This is a genomic window from Neobacillus niacini (genome assembly GCF_031457145.1).
Taxonomy (GTDB): domain Bacteria; phylum Bacillota; class Bacilli; order Bacillales; family Cytobacillaceae; genus Neobacillus; species Neobacillus niacini_J.
Genome location: NZ_JAVDVZ010000003.1, coordinates 309,157 through 325,976, shown reverse-complemented (window position 1 = coordinate 325,976; position 16,820 = coordinate 309,157). Strand labels below are relative to the sequence as shown.

General features: G+C 37.2%; 16 protein-coding genes. 4 read left to right on the top strand and 12 right to left on the bottom strand.

Annotated elements, in window-relative coordinates; all coding sequences use genetic code 11:
• The first annotated feature begins 9 nt into the window (after positions 1 to 9).
• Entirely contained in the window at positions 10 to 669 is a 660-nt protein-coding gene (locus J2Y03_RS10610; protein WP_310193695.1) for a Crp/Fnr family transcriptional regulator, read from the top strand.
• Here the strand turns inward: J2Y03_RS10610 and J2Y03_RS10605 are convergent.
• Positions 666 to 920: an amino acid decarboxylase gene (locus J2Y03_RS10605; protein ID WP_310193692.1), complete on the bottom strand. Its 255-nt coding sequence runs from the start codon at positions 918 to 920 to the stop codon at positions 666 to 668. The genes J2Y03_RS10610 and J2Y03_RS10605 overlap by 4 nt on opposite strands.
• A 237-nt stretch (positions 921 to 1,157) precedes the next feature.
• Between J2Y03_RS10605 and J2Y03_RS10600 the strand changes: the two genes are divergently transcribed.
• Both J2Y03_RS10600 and J2Y03_RS10595 read left to right on the top strand, forming a co-directional pair.
• Positions 1,158 to 1,748 (top strand): copper resistance CopC family protein, encoded by a 591-nt coding sequence (locus J2Y03_RS10600; RefSeq protein ID WP_310193688.1) that lies wholly within the window; start codon positions 1,158 to 1,160, stop codon positions 1,746 to 1,748.
• On the top strand, positions 1,749 to 2,840 hold the full coding sequence (locus J2Y03_RS10595) for a copper resistance D family protein (protein WP_310193685.1): 1,092 nt from the start codon (positions 1,749 to 1,751) through the stop codon (positions 2,838 to 2,840).
• Between the two features lie 29 nt (positions 2,841 to 2,869).
• On the opposite strand, the gene kynB is transcribed toward J2Y03_RS10595, so the two are convergent.
• The 10 genes from kynB to J2Y03_RS10545 form a co-directional block, all read right to left on the bottom strand.
• Entirely contained in the window at positions 2,870 to 3,496 is a 627-nt protein-coding gene (gene kynB / locus J2Y03_RS10590; RefSeq protein WP_310193684.1) for an arylformamidase, read from the bottom strand.
• Between the two features lie 218 nt (positions 3,497 to 3,714).
• Positions 3,715 to 5,460: a WG repeat-containing protein gene (locus J2Y03_RS10585; protein WP_310193682.1), complete on the bottom strand. Its 1,746-nt coding sequence runs from the start codon at positions 5,458 to 5,460 to the stop codon at positions 3,715 to 3,717.
• A 133-nt stretch (positions 5,461 to 5,593) separates the two neighbouring features.
• The gene (locus tag J2Y03_RS10580; RefSeq protein WP_310193680.1) at positions 5,594 to 6,376 is read right to left on the bottom strand and encodes an IclR family transcriptional regulator; all 783 of its coding nucleotides are present in this window, start codon (positions 6,374 to 6,376) and stop codon (positions 5,594 to 5,596) included.
• Between the two features lie 40 nt (positions 6,377 to 6,416).
• The gene (locus J2Y03_RS10575; RefSeq protein ID WP_310193679.1) at positions 6,417 to 8,111 is read right to left on the bottom strand and encodes a hypothetical protein; all 1,695 of its coding nucleotides are present in this window, start codon (positions 8,109 to 8,111) and stop codon (positions 6,417 to 6,419) included.
• 87 nt (positions 8,112 to 8,198) lie between these two features.
• Positions 8,199 to 8,981 (bottom strand): 2-dehydro-3-deoxy-D-gluconate 5-dehydrogenase KduD, encoded by a 783-nt coding sequence (gene kduD, locus J2Y03_RS10570; protein WP_132094038.1) that lies wholly within the window; start codon positions 8,979 to 8,981, stop codon positions 8,199 to 8,201.
• Between the two features lie 26 nt (positions 8,982 to 9,007).
• The gene (kduI, locus tag J2Y03_RS10565; RefSeq protein ID WP_310193677.1) at positions 9,008 to 9,838 is read right to left on the bottom strand and encodes a 5-dehydro-4-deoxy-D-glucuronate isomerase; all 831 of its coding nucleotides are present in this window, start codon (positions 9,836 to 9,838) and stop codon (positions 9,008 to 9,010) included.
• A 14-nt stretch (positions 9,839 to 9,852) separates the two neighbouring features.
• Complete coding sequence (locus tag J2Y03_RS10560) at positions 9,853 to 10,857, bottom strand: sugar kinase (RefSeq protein ID WP_310193674.1); 1,005 nt, start codon at positions 10,855 to 10,857, stop codon at positions 9,853 to 9,855.
• Complete coding sequence (locus J2Y03_RS10555) at positions 10,854 to 11,507, bottom strand: bifunctional 4-hydroxy-2-oxoglutarate aldolase/2-dehydro-3-deoxy-phosphogluconate aldolase (protein ID WP_310194011.1); 654 nt, start codon at positions 11,505 to 11,507, stop codon at positions 10,854 to 10,856. Before J2Y03_RS10555 ends, J2Y03_RS10560 begins: the two co-directional genes overlap by 4 nt.
• A gap of 213 nt (positions 11,508 to 11,720) precedes the next feature.
• On the bottom strand, positions 11,721 to 12,734 hold the full coding sequence (locus J2Y03_RS10550; protein WP_310193673.1) for a 4Fe-4S binding protein: 1,014 nt from the start codon (positions 12,732 to 12,734) through the stop codon (positions 11,721 to 11,723).
• A gap of 151 nt (positions 12,735 to 12,885) precedes the next feature.
• Complete coding sequence (locus J2Y03_RS10545; RefSeq protein ID WP_310194008.1) at positions 12,886 to 13,869, bottom strand: Gfo/Idh/MocA family protein; 984 nt, start codon at positions 13,867 to 13,869, stop codon at positions 12,886 to 12,888.
• A 178-nt stretch (positions 13,870 to 14,047) separates the two neighbouring features.
• On the opposite strand from J2Y03_RS10545, the gene J2Y03_RS10540 reads away from it, so the two are divergent.
• Positions 14,048 to 15,727: a glutamine--tRNA ligase/YqeY domain fusion protein gene (locus J2Y03_RS10540; protein ID WP_396954190.1), complete on the top strand. Its 1,680-nt coding sequence runs from the start codon at positions 14,048 to 14,050 to the stop codon at positions 15,725 to 15,727.
• A 24-nt stretch (positions 15,728 to 15,751) separates the two neighbouring features.
• Here J2Y03_RS10540 and J2Y03_RS10535 read toward each other — a convergent pair whose 3' ends face one another.
• On the bottom strand, positions 15,752 to 16,819 hold the full coding sequence (locus J2Y03_RS10535) for a PAS domain-containing sensor histidine kinase (protein WP_310193668.1): 1,068 nt from the start codon (positions 16,817 to 16,819) through the stop codon (positions 15,752 to 15,754).
• Position 16,820: the final 1 nt, after the last annotated feature.

Genomic DNA, 16,820 nt, shown 5'->3' with positions numbered 1-16,820 from the left:
TCCTGCCTCATGACAGTTCCTGTCTTTAAAGGTATGAAGGATCAGGATATACAGGCATTACGAAAGGTTACTAAAAGCCGGAAGTTCAAAAAAGGGGAATATATTTTTAGAGAAGGTGATCGCTCTGAAACCCTTTTTGTCGTTAAAGAAGGGTTGATTAAGCTTACGAAAACTTCTTTAGAAGGGAAAGAACAGATTGTTCGGCTTCTGTTTCCAGGGGATTTTTTCGGTTTATATTCTTTATTAAGAGATGAAAAACACTATATGAATGCCGAGCCAGTCCAAGAAACAGTTATTTGTTTGATAGAAAAAAGGGATTTTCTAAATACAATGGAAAAAAACTCTGACTTGTCCTTCCGATTTTTACTTGCAATGAATGACCGTTTATATGAAGCGGATGAATCAGTCGGAAATATGAGTTTATTAGAAGTGGAGCAACGGCTTGCGAGGGCGCTTGTTCTTTTTCACGATAAAATGAAAACAAAAACTGGTGCCTTCACTTTACCAATTACCAAAAAGGATTTAGCGAGCTTGATTGGAACAACTCCGGAATCTGTCAGCAGGAAGCTTTTGGCATTTATGTCTCAAAAATTAATTCATATGGAGGGTCAGCGCCAAATACAGATTCTAGAGTTGGACCAACTAAAAGAGATATCAGAATTGCATTAGATTTCATTCAGTTTTATTGCCATGAGTCGAAAGTGTCCAGGTTCAATTTCATTAACAATTGCATTTAAACCTAAAGATTGAAACGTAGCAACTAACGGCTCCCCTCGATGAGGCAAATGAATTTCAAAGATTGTTCCTACCGACGCCTCTCTTACAAAATTTATGATTTCGCGTCGTGGATGTTCACCCTTTAAGACTCTTTCCCGAATATCTATGACGGCTTTTTGTCCTTCCATTTGAAAACTGCTCATCATTTCATCACCTCTTAACTATATTTATCATCAAGCGTACCACCCCTTACATAACTAATAATTGATATATATCACACAAATCTATAATTTTAAGAGGTTTAGTTGTTAAATACCGTTAGTATAGGTAAAAATAAATTTTGAACGTATTGTGAACATTATCTTGAAATTGATATATCTCCTACAGATAGATGGTAGAATGAAGAACAGCAAGATTACAATATATCGGAGTTGAAAATGATGTTAAATAGAATTGCTCTACTATCTTCGTTATTCATCTTCCTATTTGGTGCAAATGTCTTTGCCCACTCCCATTTGGAAGATTCTACACCAAAAAATGGAGAGATTGTGACTGAGTCACTCAAAACAATCACTCTTTCTTTTGAAACGGATGTAGAACCAACAAGCACCTTTACCTTAGTTGATGAAAAAAATACTTCTATACCACTTTCCGCGGTATCAATTAATGGAAATCAATTAATTGCAGATGTAGAAAATGAACTTATAAACAGTTCCTATACGATTCATTGGAAAATTATTGGTGAGGATGGTCACCCGATTGAAGGTGATATTCCTTTTACCGTCGAGCTTCCGGAAAATACAGCAGCACCTGATTCAGTTGAACCGGAAGAAGCAGATAAAGCTGTGAGCACTGAAACAGAATCGGCAACAGATTCAGAAACCGTAATAAAAGAACAAGCTACAGATTCAAAAGTTGCAGCTACTGAAGAACCCACAATCATGAATTATGTTCTTCCAGTCTCTATTGCCTTAATAATCATTTTGGGATTTGGAAGTTACTGGTTGATTTTTAGGAGGAAACAAGTCTAGATGTTTATTGCAGGAATCGTAAGTGAGGCATTGCTTTATAGTTGTTTTTCTATATTATTAGGAAGTTTCATTTTGAGTCTTATCCCTAAAACAGCGCGACCAGATATTAAGATTCCAAAAAGTGTACTTTTAGGTGCAACACTAGGGATTGCACTATTTTCATTTTTACCAGTATTAAAAATTGTTCTCTATTTATATAAGGATTTAGGTTTAGCCTATACACTTAAGTCGGTGTTAACCAATTTCGAAGTAGGAAAGACATGGATCAGTACTGTGCTTATTTCGCTGATATTATTCATTTATCTGATTCCCATTAAACTTGAGAAAAAACCTTTATTTGCACTAACAGGACTAGCATTCACAATAATCTTGATTGCTTCCCTTGGTTGGTCAAGCCATGCAGCCTCTTTATCCAAGATGGCAGGATTTCTAACACACACAGCACATTTTTTGGCTATTACTACCTGGGTTGGAGTGCTGATGGTGGTGAGTTGGTTTGCTAAGAACCATGACAATTGGCTGAATTTCTTAAAATGGTTTTCTCCTTTAGCAGTTTTATGTTTGATTATCACTGCTATTACAGGAATTTCATTAATGACCTTTCACATGGAATTAACACAATATGTTAATGTTACAGCCATATCATATGGGCAATCCCTACTAATTAAACATTTGGCGATAATTCCATTACTGGTTTTTGCCTTTGTTAACAGTTTTCTGATTCGGAAAAAACTTCAAAATGACCCTACTTATAATCCGCTTCCATGGGCGAGGCTGGAAAGTGTCATTGTTTTAGTTGTGTTTTCCATTACAGGTGCGCTTGGACAAGTTTCACCACCGCATGAACTTAGCAGGATGATACTAGCAGAAGGCACTTCAAAGTTATTTAGCGTTTTCCATCCTGGTGAAGTAAACTTTCCGCTAAATTTTTCTCCAGGGATGGTTTCAATAGGTCTTTTTGTAATTGCTTTCCTTTTTCTAGCATTAATTATTTTCACTTTTATTAAAAAGGCTCCAAAAGTTTTGTCATTACTCATGAGCTTACTATTTATATTTACTGGCTATATTGCTTTCATGTTAAGTATCTCATAATGAAACAGCGGGAATGTGTCCCGCTGTTTTTATTTTTGGTATGAACGTAATATGGCTCTTACTGGGCTGCCATCTCCTTCAGCCAATGGCAGTGGCAGGGCAATTAGTTCATAATCACCCGGTTCTACTTCATCCAATTGGACCGATTCAAGGATATGAATCCCATTATTATTTAAACTATGATGGGCATCAAGGTCTTTACTGTCGATAGGATCAACGGATGGAACATCCACTCCAATGAGACGGATCCCCTTCTCCGCTAAAAATGGCCCCAGAGCTGCTTCCAAATGAGGAATCTTCTCAGGAAATTCAGCAGAATTTTGCCATGAGAGTGTCCGAAACAACACTCTTTTGAAGCCTTCTAAATCTAGATGTTCTAAATCCTTAGTTCCTATAGCTTCCTTCCCAGTCATATCGAGAACCCTAACAGGACCAATGTACAAGTCGAGGTCCAGTTCAATAATTCTTTTTCCATTATCATCAAAATGAAAGGGAGCGTCCACATGTGTCCCTGTATGCGTACTCATGGATAGACTGCCTACATTTGCTGAACCACTTTCAGCTTTAGTCCATGACACCTCGTAATGAAATGGTGTATCACCTGGCCAAACTGGCATACCATTTTCAAGTCTTCTTGAAATATCAATAATCTTCATTCATTCCACCCCTAAGACACTTTCGTTTAACTTAAAAATATATTGCTGTCTCAGTGTTGTCAATTAAGGCTCATTTCTTAAACTAACTTTGTTGCTTTTTGGAACAAAACTTAGTAAGAAAAGAGCCTGCAAACTAATTTTATAAGCGCAAAATAACTATTGCCACGTTAAAATCGGCTTTAAGATTTTAACAACATTTATTACGAAAACAGTCTCAATCAATGAAAGGAACACCAAAAGACTCCATCCTTATTCAGTATGCTGTTTATTTCTTCAAACGGTATGGTGAAGGTTGGAAATCCGGCAGCATATGGGGCAATATCATACGGTTCAAAGTAAAGATTCAAGCCCTCTTCGCTAATAAAAAATGGCTGGTTCGCTTTTATTCCTTTATAGGTATCAGGGAAAACATAAGAGTATTGATCATCGTTTTTGATTTTTTCCCCTATGATGTCACTAATTACTTTTACATAATCTGCTTTCGGATGAAACAAATCTTTCAATTTAAAAAACTCACCGGATTTGAGGTTTAAATGAGCATATTTTCTAATCGGCATCCCATGCGCGGCACCAAAAGGATAATCATACCCGTTTAGCTCAAGGACAAGTAGGTTATTTTTATAAAAATGAACATTGAAATCACCGATATAGCTTGATTCCAATTGTGTGTTCTCGGGAATTGTCTTCACTCCAGAAAGGTCCTTTAACGCCTGATTAACATTCGCCTGATTTTTGACACCCTGTACTTGTGGATAATAAACCATATAGTCTTTATTCGGTTTGAATTTATTTTCAATAACAGAATATTGGTCGTTCAAAGGAATGACTGTATTTTGTTTCCAAACTAATTTGCCATTTTTATCAAAATAGAGAATATGGAGATCGATATCACCTTTAATTAACGATTTATCAAATGTGAGTGAACCACTGCCGCTAACGTTTGGAAGATGAGCAATTCTCTGCCCATGCTTATCGATGAAAAATGTATTTTCATCATTATAGGCAGAGGCAATTCCATCCTTATAACTTGAAACACCATTATAAATAAACCCAGTATATAGTTGTCCGCTAGAATCGGCGATTGCATATTTGGGAAAAAGGTAAGGATTTTCAGAATCAGGTGATTTCCCGAGTGCAAAACGATTTTCTCCGAGATATAACAAACTATTATAATTTGGTTTGATAATATAATTCCCCTGCGTATCAATTAAGCCATAATTATTATCCACATTTACAATCGCCTTTCCTTCGATAAACGACTGTGTTCCTGTAAACTTTGGCTCAATCATTACCTTTCCCGATTCGTCCATGTAACCCCATTTTCCTTCATTACTTTTACGGAATGCCAGCATGCCTTCTCCGTAATCGTCGACCATTTCGTAAGGGTAGGATTTCAATACCTTTCCGGTAAGGTCAATTAGAGCAAAGCTGCCCGCTTTCATTTTTACCAACGCTTTTCCGTTGATAAAGTTATTAGCAGATTCATAGGATAATGCTATGACTTCATTTCCCCTCCGATTCAAATAACCATATAAATACTCACCCTGCTCATTTGTATTGGCAGCTACTGCTCTGCCTTCCTGATAATCGCTGATAATGGAATATGCCTTCGGAGTAATCACTTTTCCACTTTCATCAATGATTTTGAAACCCTCACTGTCGATAACAGTTGCCCGTCCTTCCGAAAACGGACTGATCGTATCATATTTTGGGTTCACAATAAAATAGCTGTCACTGTTAATAATCCCTGTAAGGTTATTTAATTGAACAATGGCTAAGCCATTTTCCTGAAAATCACGTGCCATTTCATATTTTGGTGGAAGAACATAAGTTCCTTTCTCGTTGATATATCCCCACTTACTTCCGCCAATACCTTTCACTTTCGCCGGGTAAAGGGAAACCATTCTAGATAAGGAAAGAAGCAAGGTAATCCAGTTTTCCTGTTCGAAGTTTCTTCTAGACATCCGTACTACCCCATTATTTTATTTTTTAATTAATATATGAAAAAATGGGCTCAATGTACCTTATCTTCTTTGAAGTATACAAAAAAGAATCTATTTTGGTTTCCCAAAATAGATTCTGACTAGTAACGATTATTTAAATAAACACATAATTCTGTTGTAATTCCCGCATGATATTTTGTTTTGTTTTTAAAATAGCCTGAACGATTTCATCTTTTACAGCCGGTGTTATTCGATAGGATGGGACACTCACACTAAAAGCACCATATGTTTGGTTATTCAATCGCAGTGAAACACCTAGACAATAAACATCATTTTCACCTTCACTGTCGTCGACTGCAAAACCATTTCTCTTTACATCCTGTAGCTGCTCTAATAATGTATCATGATCGGTAATGGTAGTTTTCGTGATGGCCTTTAGTTCTACCCGGTTCAAATAAGCGGCTACTTCATCTTCCGACATTTCTGCAAGTACCGCTTTCCCCATTGCAGAACAATAAAGCGGTTTAGATAACCCAATTCTTGAATTCAAACAAACAATTGGCTTATTCGTTTCCAGCTTGTTAACTGTTAGAATTTCATCGCCTTCTAAAATACCCAAGTGAATGGTTTCATCTAAACTATTTTGCAATTCCTTTAAGTAGGGATAAGAAATTTTTGAAATGTCTAGATTGGCAAGATACTTGTTTGCGTATTTTATTAAGGCGCTTCCGAGCTCAAATTTTTTCGTTTCTGGATGTTTTTTTACATAACCAATCATTTGAAGTGTATCTAATATCTTCGAAGCAGTTGAACTTGTTAAGCCAGTTTCCTGCGCAATTATAATTAATGGCTGCGGATCTTTCTTTGCTGATAAAAAATCAAGGATACTTGACGCTTTTATAAGAACCGTGCCATATGGCTGTTTTGCATTCTCCATATTTTACCTCCCCCCATAACTTAGTTCTATATTGATGCTTTTAGATAATTGGATAATCGTCCAATGAAAGTATGTGACCATTAAGCAGTCGATTTACGTTCCCTTTGTGGTCTAAACTAAATTGTACGGATTCATTTCTGCAAGTCACATAGGATGCGGTCATTTTTTCAATAGACCCTTCACTAGTAAAGCAAGAATGATTTTTTTCTTTCATAGCCATACTAAATGATTCTAAATCAATTATACCTAAATCAACTGCTTCCTTGGAAGATACAATTTCCATGATAACACCATTCCAATTGGATGCAAGCGGGCTACTAATGGAAATTCTGTCCTTTTGCTCTTCCCAATTAAATTCATTAATTAGTTGAAAAGTGATAAAGGTGTCCCCAACTTTACCGTATCCACTATCTTTCTCAAACTTCCACTCTCCTTTTGGCAGACAGCCAATAATAGCTGGGAAAGCTTCTTTATCACCAGTAGGGACATTCCATATTTGAATGACAGTATCCATGTGGAACATTACTTCACCAAAAGAACTTGCATGACGGTCATCACCTGGGAGGTATTTTTCGCCCGGATGAAAGAAAAAGGCCTGATTTGCACTTTCGCTTTGAGTAAACGGCAGGGTAATATCCCAACGTTTTTGCTCATTATCAAATTCCCTTATCCGCTCCCAAATACCTCCAACAGCATAATCGGGAGTAATGAATACATAAGTATGCGCCTCTTCTGTCACGATATCATCTGCGTATGCGAATTGAATTTTCCTCTTCACTTCAACATGCTGACTTCGATGAATAGCGCTTTGTACAATATCATCAGATACTTCATACGTAAACAGTGCCGTACCTTCTAATCTTACAATCTCTTTTGGGACAGAAAAATCACCAAATTGAATATAATCGAGAAGAGTATTTCTATCCTTTGGGCTATCATGTCGTAACTGCCTTGAATGCGGGCCAACCCATGTACCCTCTAAATAGTAATCTGCGCGTAACCTCCATAAATAATCAAGAAGGTCACTCATCGTCCTCTTTACATCTGTATTCTCAACTGTCTCCCATACACAAGTAAGAGATTGGACCCAATGCCAAAACCAAGGGTGTGCACCGTATTCTTTAAAGCCAAATGTTCTTATATGGTTCAATTGTTTTTGTGCCAGTTGCAGCCCCTGTTGTAATAACTCATCATTATTAAAGAAATCGCCAAGCAGTAATTTTAGTGATGTATGTTTGGCTTCATGATGATGCATATTTTTCAATGGGTGTCTGTATACATTACTTTCGTAAATATGTGTTATCGCTTGATAACAGTTATTTTTTACCGTTGGGGATAACTCATTTTGATATTTATTGTAGAACAAAATGAGTAAACATCCCATCAATTCTACCGGGAGGAGATTAGGTTTTGCCTCCTGGGGATTGTCGCGCAAATTCAATGGCCAATGCCCGTACATAGGATCATCAGGATTAACGTCCTGAAGCGCTAATACGTTATTAATCATAGTAAGAGCAATCCCTTTAGCCTTTTCACATTGCTCATCTTTCCAATTACACTCAAATTCCTTATCTACACAATAGGCAAACAAATGAATCGCATAATAAAAATTATCGCGCAAATCTTGATGAAACCAGTACCCACTTGGTAATATAGGAAGTTCTAAAGCCTGATTAGCCGCTAATCTTATAATCTCTTTTCTTCGAATATTGGTGGCTATTGTAGAATCTTGCATTGATGTATCCCTCCAGATAATAAAAAGAATATAGCTATATATGAATAGCTATATTCTGAATAATAAATCTATATATATGCCTTTGAATTAGCGAACTAACCAGCCGCCATCAACTGGAACAATGGCTCCATTCATATAATCAGATGCTTTGCTTGCAAGGAAGACGACTACACTTTGCAGGTCAGCAGGTGTTGCCCAACGTCCAGCTGGAATACGAGATGTAATTTCAGCATGACGCACTTCATCTGCACGAATTGGTGCCGTATTTTTGGTTTCAACATAACCAGGTGCAATCGCATTAATTTGTACGTTATTTATCGCTAATTCATTGGCAAAAGCCTTTGTTAACCCAGCTACACCATGTTTGCTGGCTGTATAGGATGGTACAAATTTACCACCTTGGAAAGAAAGCATGGAAGCAACATTAATGATTTTTCCGCTGCCTTGTTCTACCATTACTTTTGCAGCTTCTTGGCTCAATAAATAAACAGCGTTTAAATTAATATCCAATACGGCATCCCAGTCTTCTTCTTTATACTCTAACAACGGTGAACGACGGATGGTGCCTGCGTTATTTACTAAAATATCTACTCTTCCAAAGGTTTCTAAGCATTTAGAAACAATATCTTTAGAAACTTGTTTATCTGTTAAATCGCCTTGAAAAAACTCTACGCGACGACCCTCTTTTTCTATGAGTTCTTTTGTTTCTTCCCAATTATTCCCGTGTGTGACAACAAAAAGGTCTGCACCTGCTTTTGCCAATGCAACCGCAAATCCTTGTCCAATCCCTGTATTACCGCCTGTTACAATCGCAACTTTACCATCTAATTTAAAATAATCTAATGAAAATTGTTGTAAGTCATTTGTCATTTCTTAAAACCTCCTTCTAAGTTGGATTATTTTAAGTCCTTCATTGGAACCATGTCCATATCATTATAAGTAATGTTTTCGCCGCACATAGCCCAAATGAACGTGTAGTCACTTGTTCCCACTCCAGTATGGATTGACCAGCTTGGAGAAATGGCAGCTTGCTCATTGGCAATCACTAAGTGTTTTGTTTCATCCGGTTTGCCCATGAAATGGAATACACGTGTATCTTCTTTCATATCGAAATAAAGATATGTTTCCATACGGCGTTCGTGTGTATGACTTGGCATTGTGTTCCAAGCGCTTCCTGGAGTTAGGATGGTGTATCCTAATTGAAGCTGACAGCTTTCACATACGTTTGGATGAATATATTGATAAATAGAACGATGATTTAAAGTTGCTGAATCACCTGTCACCATTGGCTCAATTTTATCAATACTGATTTTTACATTTGGATATTTATGATGAGCAGGTACAGAAACGGTATAGAATTTAGCTGGATTAGCCGGATCTTCTGATTTAAACTGGATATCCTTTGTTTCTTTTCCAATGTAATAGCCATCTTGCTTTTTCATTGGCTCTTCCGTACCCTCAATCACGATTGACCCTGGTCCGCCAATATTAATCACACCAAGTTCACGGCGTTCTAAGAAATAAGTAACACCTAATTCTGTAGAAAGCTCAATTGTTAAAGGCTTATCTGTTGGTGTAACACCGCCAAAGATCATTCGATCATTATGGGTATATGTTAATCTTACTTCTCCAGGTACAAAAATACTTTCTACTAAAAATTCCTTGCGTAATTGTTCTGTTGAATAGTTACGAATATCTTCTGGGCTATGTGTATAACGAGTTTCCATTTTATTCACTCCTGTTATCGATTAATTTTTGCTGAACCATTTTCCAATAAATTTTCTACTTCTTTTACAGTAAAAGGATTACAATCACCATATACGGTATGTTTTAAGCTTGAGTATGCGGTTGCAAATGAGACTGTATAGTTTAGGTCTGCATTGGTCAGTAACCCATGAAGAATTCCTGCTGAGAACGCATCTCCGCCGCCAACACGATCGATGATTGGTTCTAACTTATGAACTTTGGATACATAGGTTTTACCGTCTTTCCAAAGCGTGCCTTGTAATGTATTAGAGGTTGCTGAATGAACCTCGCGAATCGTAGAATAAAAGACTTGAATATTACTATATTTCTCATGCATTTTTTGATAATAATAGTCTGTATCGGCTTGGCTCGACTGATTTTCTGGAATGCCCAGCAAATAAAGCGCATCCATTTTTCCTGCAGAACAATAGTCTACATATGGAAGGATAGTTGAAATGACCTTAGATGCCTGTTCATGATTCCAGAGTTTTGAGCGGAAATTAATATCAAAGCTAACTTTAATATCGCGCTTTTTTGCTTCTTTCACCAAGTTCAAAGTAATTTCTGCTAATTTTCCCGAAAGTGCAGGTGTTATTCCCGATATATGTAGAATGTCTGCGTTTCCAAAAGTCTGTTCAAAGTCCCATTCGATGTCTTCCACAGAAGCAAAGCTTGAATTGGCTCTGTCGTAAATGACAGCCGAGGAACGTTCGCCTACACCACTATCAAGATAATAGGTTCCTAGACGATTGCCACCAAACAGCAATTGTTTGGTGCTCACACCATATTTTTGTAGCTGTCTCTTAACGGCAAGTCCTAAAGCGTTGTCTGGTACTTTACTAGCAAAAACAACATCATGATCAAAGACCGCTAAATTAACAGCAACATTTGCTTCGGCTCCACCATAATGTGCCTGAAAGCTTCCTGCATTGCTAAAATGAGTGCCAGTCAAAGTTGAAAGCCTTAACATAATTTCACCAAAAGTAACTATGTTGCTCATGCAGTCACCATCTTTATTTCATTGTATTTATCCATATATTGTTTTGCCAGCTTGGTTATTTGGTCATAGTCTCCTGTTTTAGCTGGGGCTAATAGGTTTCCACCAACACCAACCGCTACACAGCCTTTTGAAAGCCATTGCTCCATATTGTGTAGGTTAATTCCACCTGTTGGCATGATATTTACCTGTGGAAGTGGTCCTTTTACTGCATCTACAAAACTAGGTTCGTATGTACTTGCTGGGAATAGTTTAATAATGTCTACCCCTGAACGCAGAGCTGTTTTAATTTCAGTAATCGTCATACAACCAGGCAAATACGGCACATGATAAAGATTACAAATCTCAGCAATCTCTGAATCAAACATCGGACTTACAACAAATTCAGCACCCGCCATAATGGCGATTCTAGCTGTCATCGCATCAAGAACCGTTCCTGCTCCTACAACAATGTAGGCGTTATCTTTGTATTTGGATACGGTTTCACGAATCACTTCTTCAGCTTGTGGAATGGAGAACGTTACTTCTATCCCTGTCATCCCTCCATTTAAAAGTGCGTCTATCGTTTTGAGTGCTTCTTCCTTAGAATCTGAACGTAAAACTGCGATGACACCGCATTTCTCAATTTCCAAAAGAATATTCGTCTTTTTTATGATGTCCACCTCCTTGTATTTCCAAATAGGAAATCATGTTGTTTATTTGGAAATGTATAAGCTTATTATATTAGACGAATTTTGGTTTTTCAACCCTATTTTTGAAAATAATCAGAAAAGTTTTGACCAAACCTATCTCTGATTGGAATTTGGGTCACTCCAACTATAAAAATATAAAAAGTAATCTGTCAGCATAACAGATTACTTTTTCTTTTAATCTATAAATTTAGCTTCTGGAATTAATACCTTCCATTCCTCATAGCTGATTATGGTATCCCAGTGCCCGGTAATCTTTGCAAGGCCAATAATTAAGAAAAATACCACAAAGAACGATATAGGTATAAACCATTTACTTACCTTTTTATTCGCCACCGTCATATTCAAAGTATCCTTCACTGGGCAGGCTTCGACGCAAGCCATACATGCAGTACAATTTAAATTATTTACTGTTTCTACCTTGTGTACCTTTACTCTGGAAGGGCAAACCTTTGTACACATTTCACAGTTGGTACATGTCTCTTCATTTCTTCGAACCTTTGTAATTCTAAATATCGATCCGAGCCCGATGAAAGCACCATATGGGCAAAGGAAACGGCACCAGAAATTTCTATACAATAATGAAAGTACAAACATCACAATAAGAAAACCTAAACCAAAACCGCTGATATCTAAGAAAAAAGTCAGCATTTTCACATCAGATATTTTGTTATAGGGTTCATTCAAGAAAGCAATCGCGGCATATGTTGGCATAACGATAACCATCCCTAAAAAGAAAAGTAATAATAAATATTTTATAGGGGTTAGCAGCCAAACGAGCCAAGTTGGTACTTCAAAATTCTTTTTAAACAGTTTCTTTCCTAATCTAGCAATCCATTCACTTACTGTTCCAATTGGACAAATCCAGCTGCAAAACGATCTCCGGAAAAGAATAGCTCCACCAACAAAAAAGCTTAACAATACAAGACCGGCAGGATGAATAAGATCAAAATCGCTAGTAGCCAGCCATACCTTTAATGCCATTAAGGCACTTATTGGCAGAAATCCTTCAACAGCGGAAGGTCTTTCTACAAAAGGGGTTTCTCCGAGCGTCTCAAAATGCATATAAAATTGATAAAAACGAACACCAACATATAGTAAAAACAATAGAAATAACGCTTGAACGACGTATCTTGTTAGTTGAACCGGCTTCCTTTTCAACTGTTTCTTATACCAGTTCATTGACTTCATTACGATTCCTCCAATCTTATTCACCCTAAATATAAGGAACGAAGTAAAACTGAGGATGTGATAAAAGTCATCGTGAATGCCGTTTTCATAAAGATTTCACAACCCTATCCGTAAAACAGACAAAATTAATGCGATATTTCTACGAACTACTTTATCTTTCTACTCCAAATACAATATTGTTCTGTTTCCTTGCTACTTCTGTCACTCTTAGAACTATTTTACTCAAATTCTTTAATTTCTCATATTGGTCATCATCATTTGTTGCAACGATTTCGGCAATATTCATGCATTCATAGACCATGTCCTTTTCTTCTTGAATAACACTCAAGATTTCACTCTCTTTTGTGTGACTGTCAATGAATTTAATTTCAGATATTGGAGCTGCATCCTCTAGAACAAAAGTGCCCTTCTCTCCATGGATTTCACAAGGAATAGCCGAATGGGATATCTTTGAACAAAGAATGGTACAGACAAAGTCTTTATACTCTAACACTAGTGTACCACTGCCATCGACACCGCTTGACAGGATAACCGGATGGTAAGTAACCTTGGCAGGCTCACCAAATAGCCCTATTGCTAAAAAGATAGGATAAACACCTAAATCAACGAGAGCTCCACCTGAAAAAGTACTAGAAAAGATATTTGGTTCTTCACCTTGTAAAAACAAATCGTATCTAGAAGAATACTGAATATATGGAAGCATCGCACTTCGTAGATTACCCGCCATTTGAATTTTATCCTTTAAGATTCGAAAGTTAGGAGTATGGATATTTCGAATCGCTTCAAATAGGTAGACACCATTTTCCTCTGCTATTTGAAAAGCTTTATCTAGTTCGGCTGTGTTCGAAAAAATCGGTTTTTCACAGATAACATGTTTTTTATTTTTCAAAAATGTAACTGCCTGTTCAAAATGGATGGAATTAGGTGAAGCAATATAAACGACCTCAATTTCTGAGCTTTTTGCCATTTCTTCGATATCGGTAAAATATTGATCGACCTGATATGTATGTGCGAGTTGTTTTGCTTTTTCTTCTGTTCTTGAATAGACTGCGGTTAAATTTAATTTGCCGCTGAATTTAGCTGCTTCTATAAAGGAGGAAGTAATCCATCCTGTACCGACTGTTCCAAAATTTATCAAATAAATTCCCCTTCCATTATTTCTTCAAGCTTTTATTGTAGCCTTCTTCATTTTCCATTACCAATTTTACATTATCACTAGTTATTTGATAAAATTATACTTAGGCTTATTTTTCAAATGAATGGTTGGGAACAATGGAAAATAATCATTATTTATGGTATTTATATAAGAAGGAATGAAGGAGAGGTTGAATAGAGTGGACAATCTAGGTTCTAATTTTATAAAAGATGTTATGATAAAGGATTTGGAATCAGGTAAGCACGATAAAATTATCACTCGTTTTCCTCCAGAGCCAAATGGATATTTACATATTGGTCATGCTAAATCAATTATTATTAACTTTGGATTAGCAGATGAATTTAACGGAAAAACCAATTTACGCTTTGATGACACTAATCCGTTGAAGGAAGATGTCGAGTATGTAAATTCCATCAAAGAAGATGTGAAATGGCTTGGATTTGAATGGGATAATTTATTCTTTGCGTCTGATTATTTCGAGGAAATGTACAAACGCGCAGTTCTTTTAATAAAAAAAGGCCTTGCCTATGTAGATGACCTATCAGCAGATGAAATTCGTGAATATCGCGGCACTTTGACATCTCCTGGAAAAGAAAGCCCATTTCGGGACCGTTCAATTGAAGAAAATCTTGATTTGTTCGAACGGATGCGCAATGGTGAATTTGAAAATGGACAAAAAGTACTTCGTGCTAAAATTGATATGAAGTCTCCAAATATCAATTTACGTGATCCTGTTATTTATCGGATTTCTCATGCCACACACCACAACACGGGTGATAAATGGTGCATGTATCCGATGTATGCTTTTGCTCACCCACTTGAAGACGCCATTGAAGATGTCACCCATTCGATTTGTACGGTTGAGTTTGAAGACCAACGCCCACTTTATAATTGGGTAGTGGAACAAACTGAAATGAAAAGTAAACCGCAGCAAATTGAATTTGGGCGCCTAAACGTTACCAACACGGTAATGAGCAAGCGCAAATTGAAACAGTTGGTTGACGAAGGCTTTGTTGATGGCTGGGATGATCCTAGGATGCCAACACTTTCAGGAATGAGACGTAAAGGATTTACCCCTGAGTCCATCCGTAATTTTGTTCGCGAGACAGGTGTTTCGAAAGGATCAGGAGCAGTTGATGAACAAATGCTTGAACACTTTGTTAGAGAAGACTTAAAGTTAAAGGCTCCCCGTACAATGGGGATACTTAATCCTTTAAAAGTGGTCATTACGAATTATCCTGAAGGACAAATAGAATTACTCGATGCTGAGATTAATCCTGAAGTTCCAGAAATGGGTATGAGGAAAATTCCGTTTTCTCGAGAGATTTACATTGAGAAAGATGATTTTATGGAAAATCCGCCAAGTAAGTATTTCCGTCTCTTCCCTGGTAACGAAGTCCGCCTTAAACATGCTTATTTCATTAAGTGTGAAGAAGTTATCAAGGATATCAACGGAGAAGTCGTTGAACTGCGCTGTACCTATGATCCATTAACCAAGAGCGGCACTGGCTTTACTGGTCGAAAGGTAAAAGGAACGATTCATTGGGTGGAGGCAACAAACTCTGTCCCAGCGGAATTTAGGTTATACGAACCACTAATCTTAGATAAAACCGCAGAGGAAAATGAAGAAGTAGAAAAGACTTTCCTCGACAACGTTAATCCAGAATCATTAGTAATATTACAGGGATTTGTTGAGCCAAACATGAGGGAAAGCAGGCCTCACGAGAAATTCCAGTTCTTTAGACACGGATATTTCAACGTCGATCCAAAGCATACAACAGTGGATAAGCTTGTCTTTAACCGAGTAGTATCTTTAAAAAGTTCATTTAAAATATAGAAAAATAGAACCAGGCGCCTGGTTCTATTTTTCTACCTTCACTATTGTTGGGACCTCTAGTATTACCCTTGTTCCCTTACCAGGTGAGGAGTTAATCGTAAGTTCCCCGCCAACTGTCCGTGCTCTTTCGTCCATACTAAATAGACCAACACCACGTGACCCAGTTCCTGTTTCAAAGCCTTTCCCCTTATCTTCAACCATCACTCTTACTGTCTGATCGCCTTCTCTAACGGTAACAATCGCATCCGATACGTCTGCATACTTTCGAATATTTGTTAATGCTTCCTGAATGATTCGATAAATGGTTAACTCGATACTAATATCAAGACGCTGATTTAACATACATTCAAAATAAACATCAATATGATAGTTCTCTGAATAACGGAAAAGGAAGGAACGGATGGCTGGAACAAGTCCAAGGTCATCCAATACAGATGGACGCAGCTCCCACGATAGATTACGGATTTCTTCAATCAATTGAGTGGCTTCTTTTTGCATTTGATGTAACAGGGGATGGTCCATTTCTGAAAGTAAACGATTGATGGTAATAAGATGACTGTATAAATTTTGACCAATACCATCATGTAAATTACGGGAAAATCGCTTACGTTCTTCCTCCTGAACATCAATAATCGTTGTCATCATTTTTTGAAGTTCCTGTTCGACCTTTTTTCGTTCGGTAACTTCATAACGTATCGCTAAATACTGATAGGGTTTCCCTTTATCATTTAAAAATGGAACAATGGTGGTATCCACCCAATAATAGGTCCCATCCTTTGCACGGTTCCGAATTTCACCCTTCCAGACCTCCCCAAAACCTATAGTTCTCCACATTTCTTTAAAAAAGCTGTCAGGATGATACCCGGAATTCAATATTCGATGATCCTGCCCCAAAAGTTCTTCTTTTGAATACTTCGAAATTTGACTAAATTGATCATTTATATATGTAATTGTCCCACGTGAATCGGTAATCGCAACGATGGAAGATTCATCGAGGGCAAACTTAATATCCATCAATTCTTGAATCGACTTTTTTAATTCCACTTCAAGGCTGGTGAGTTCGTTTAACGGCTGCTCCCTATCCATTTCCATA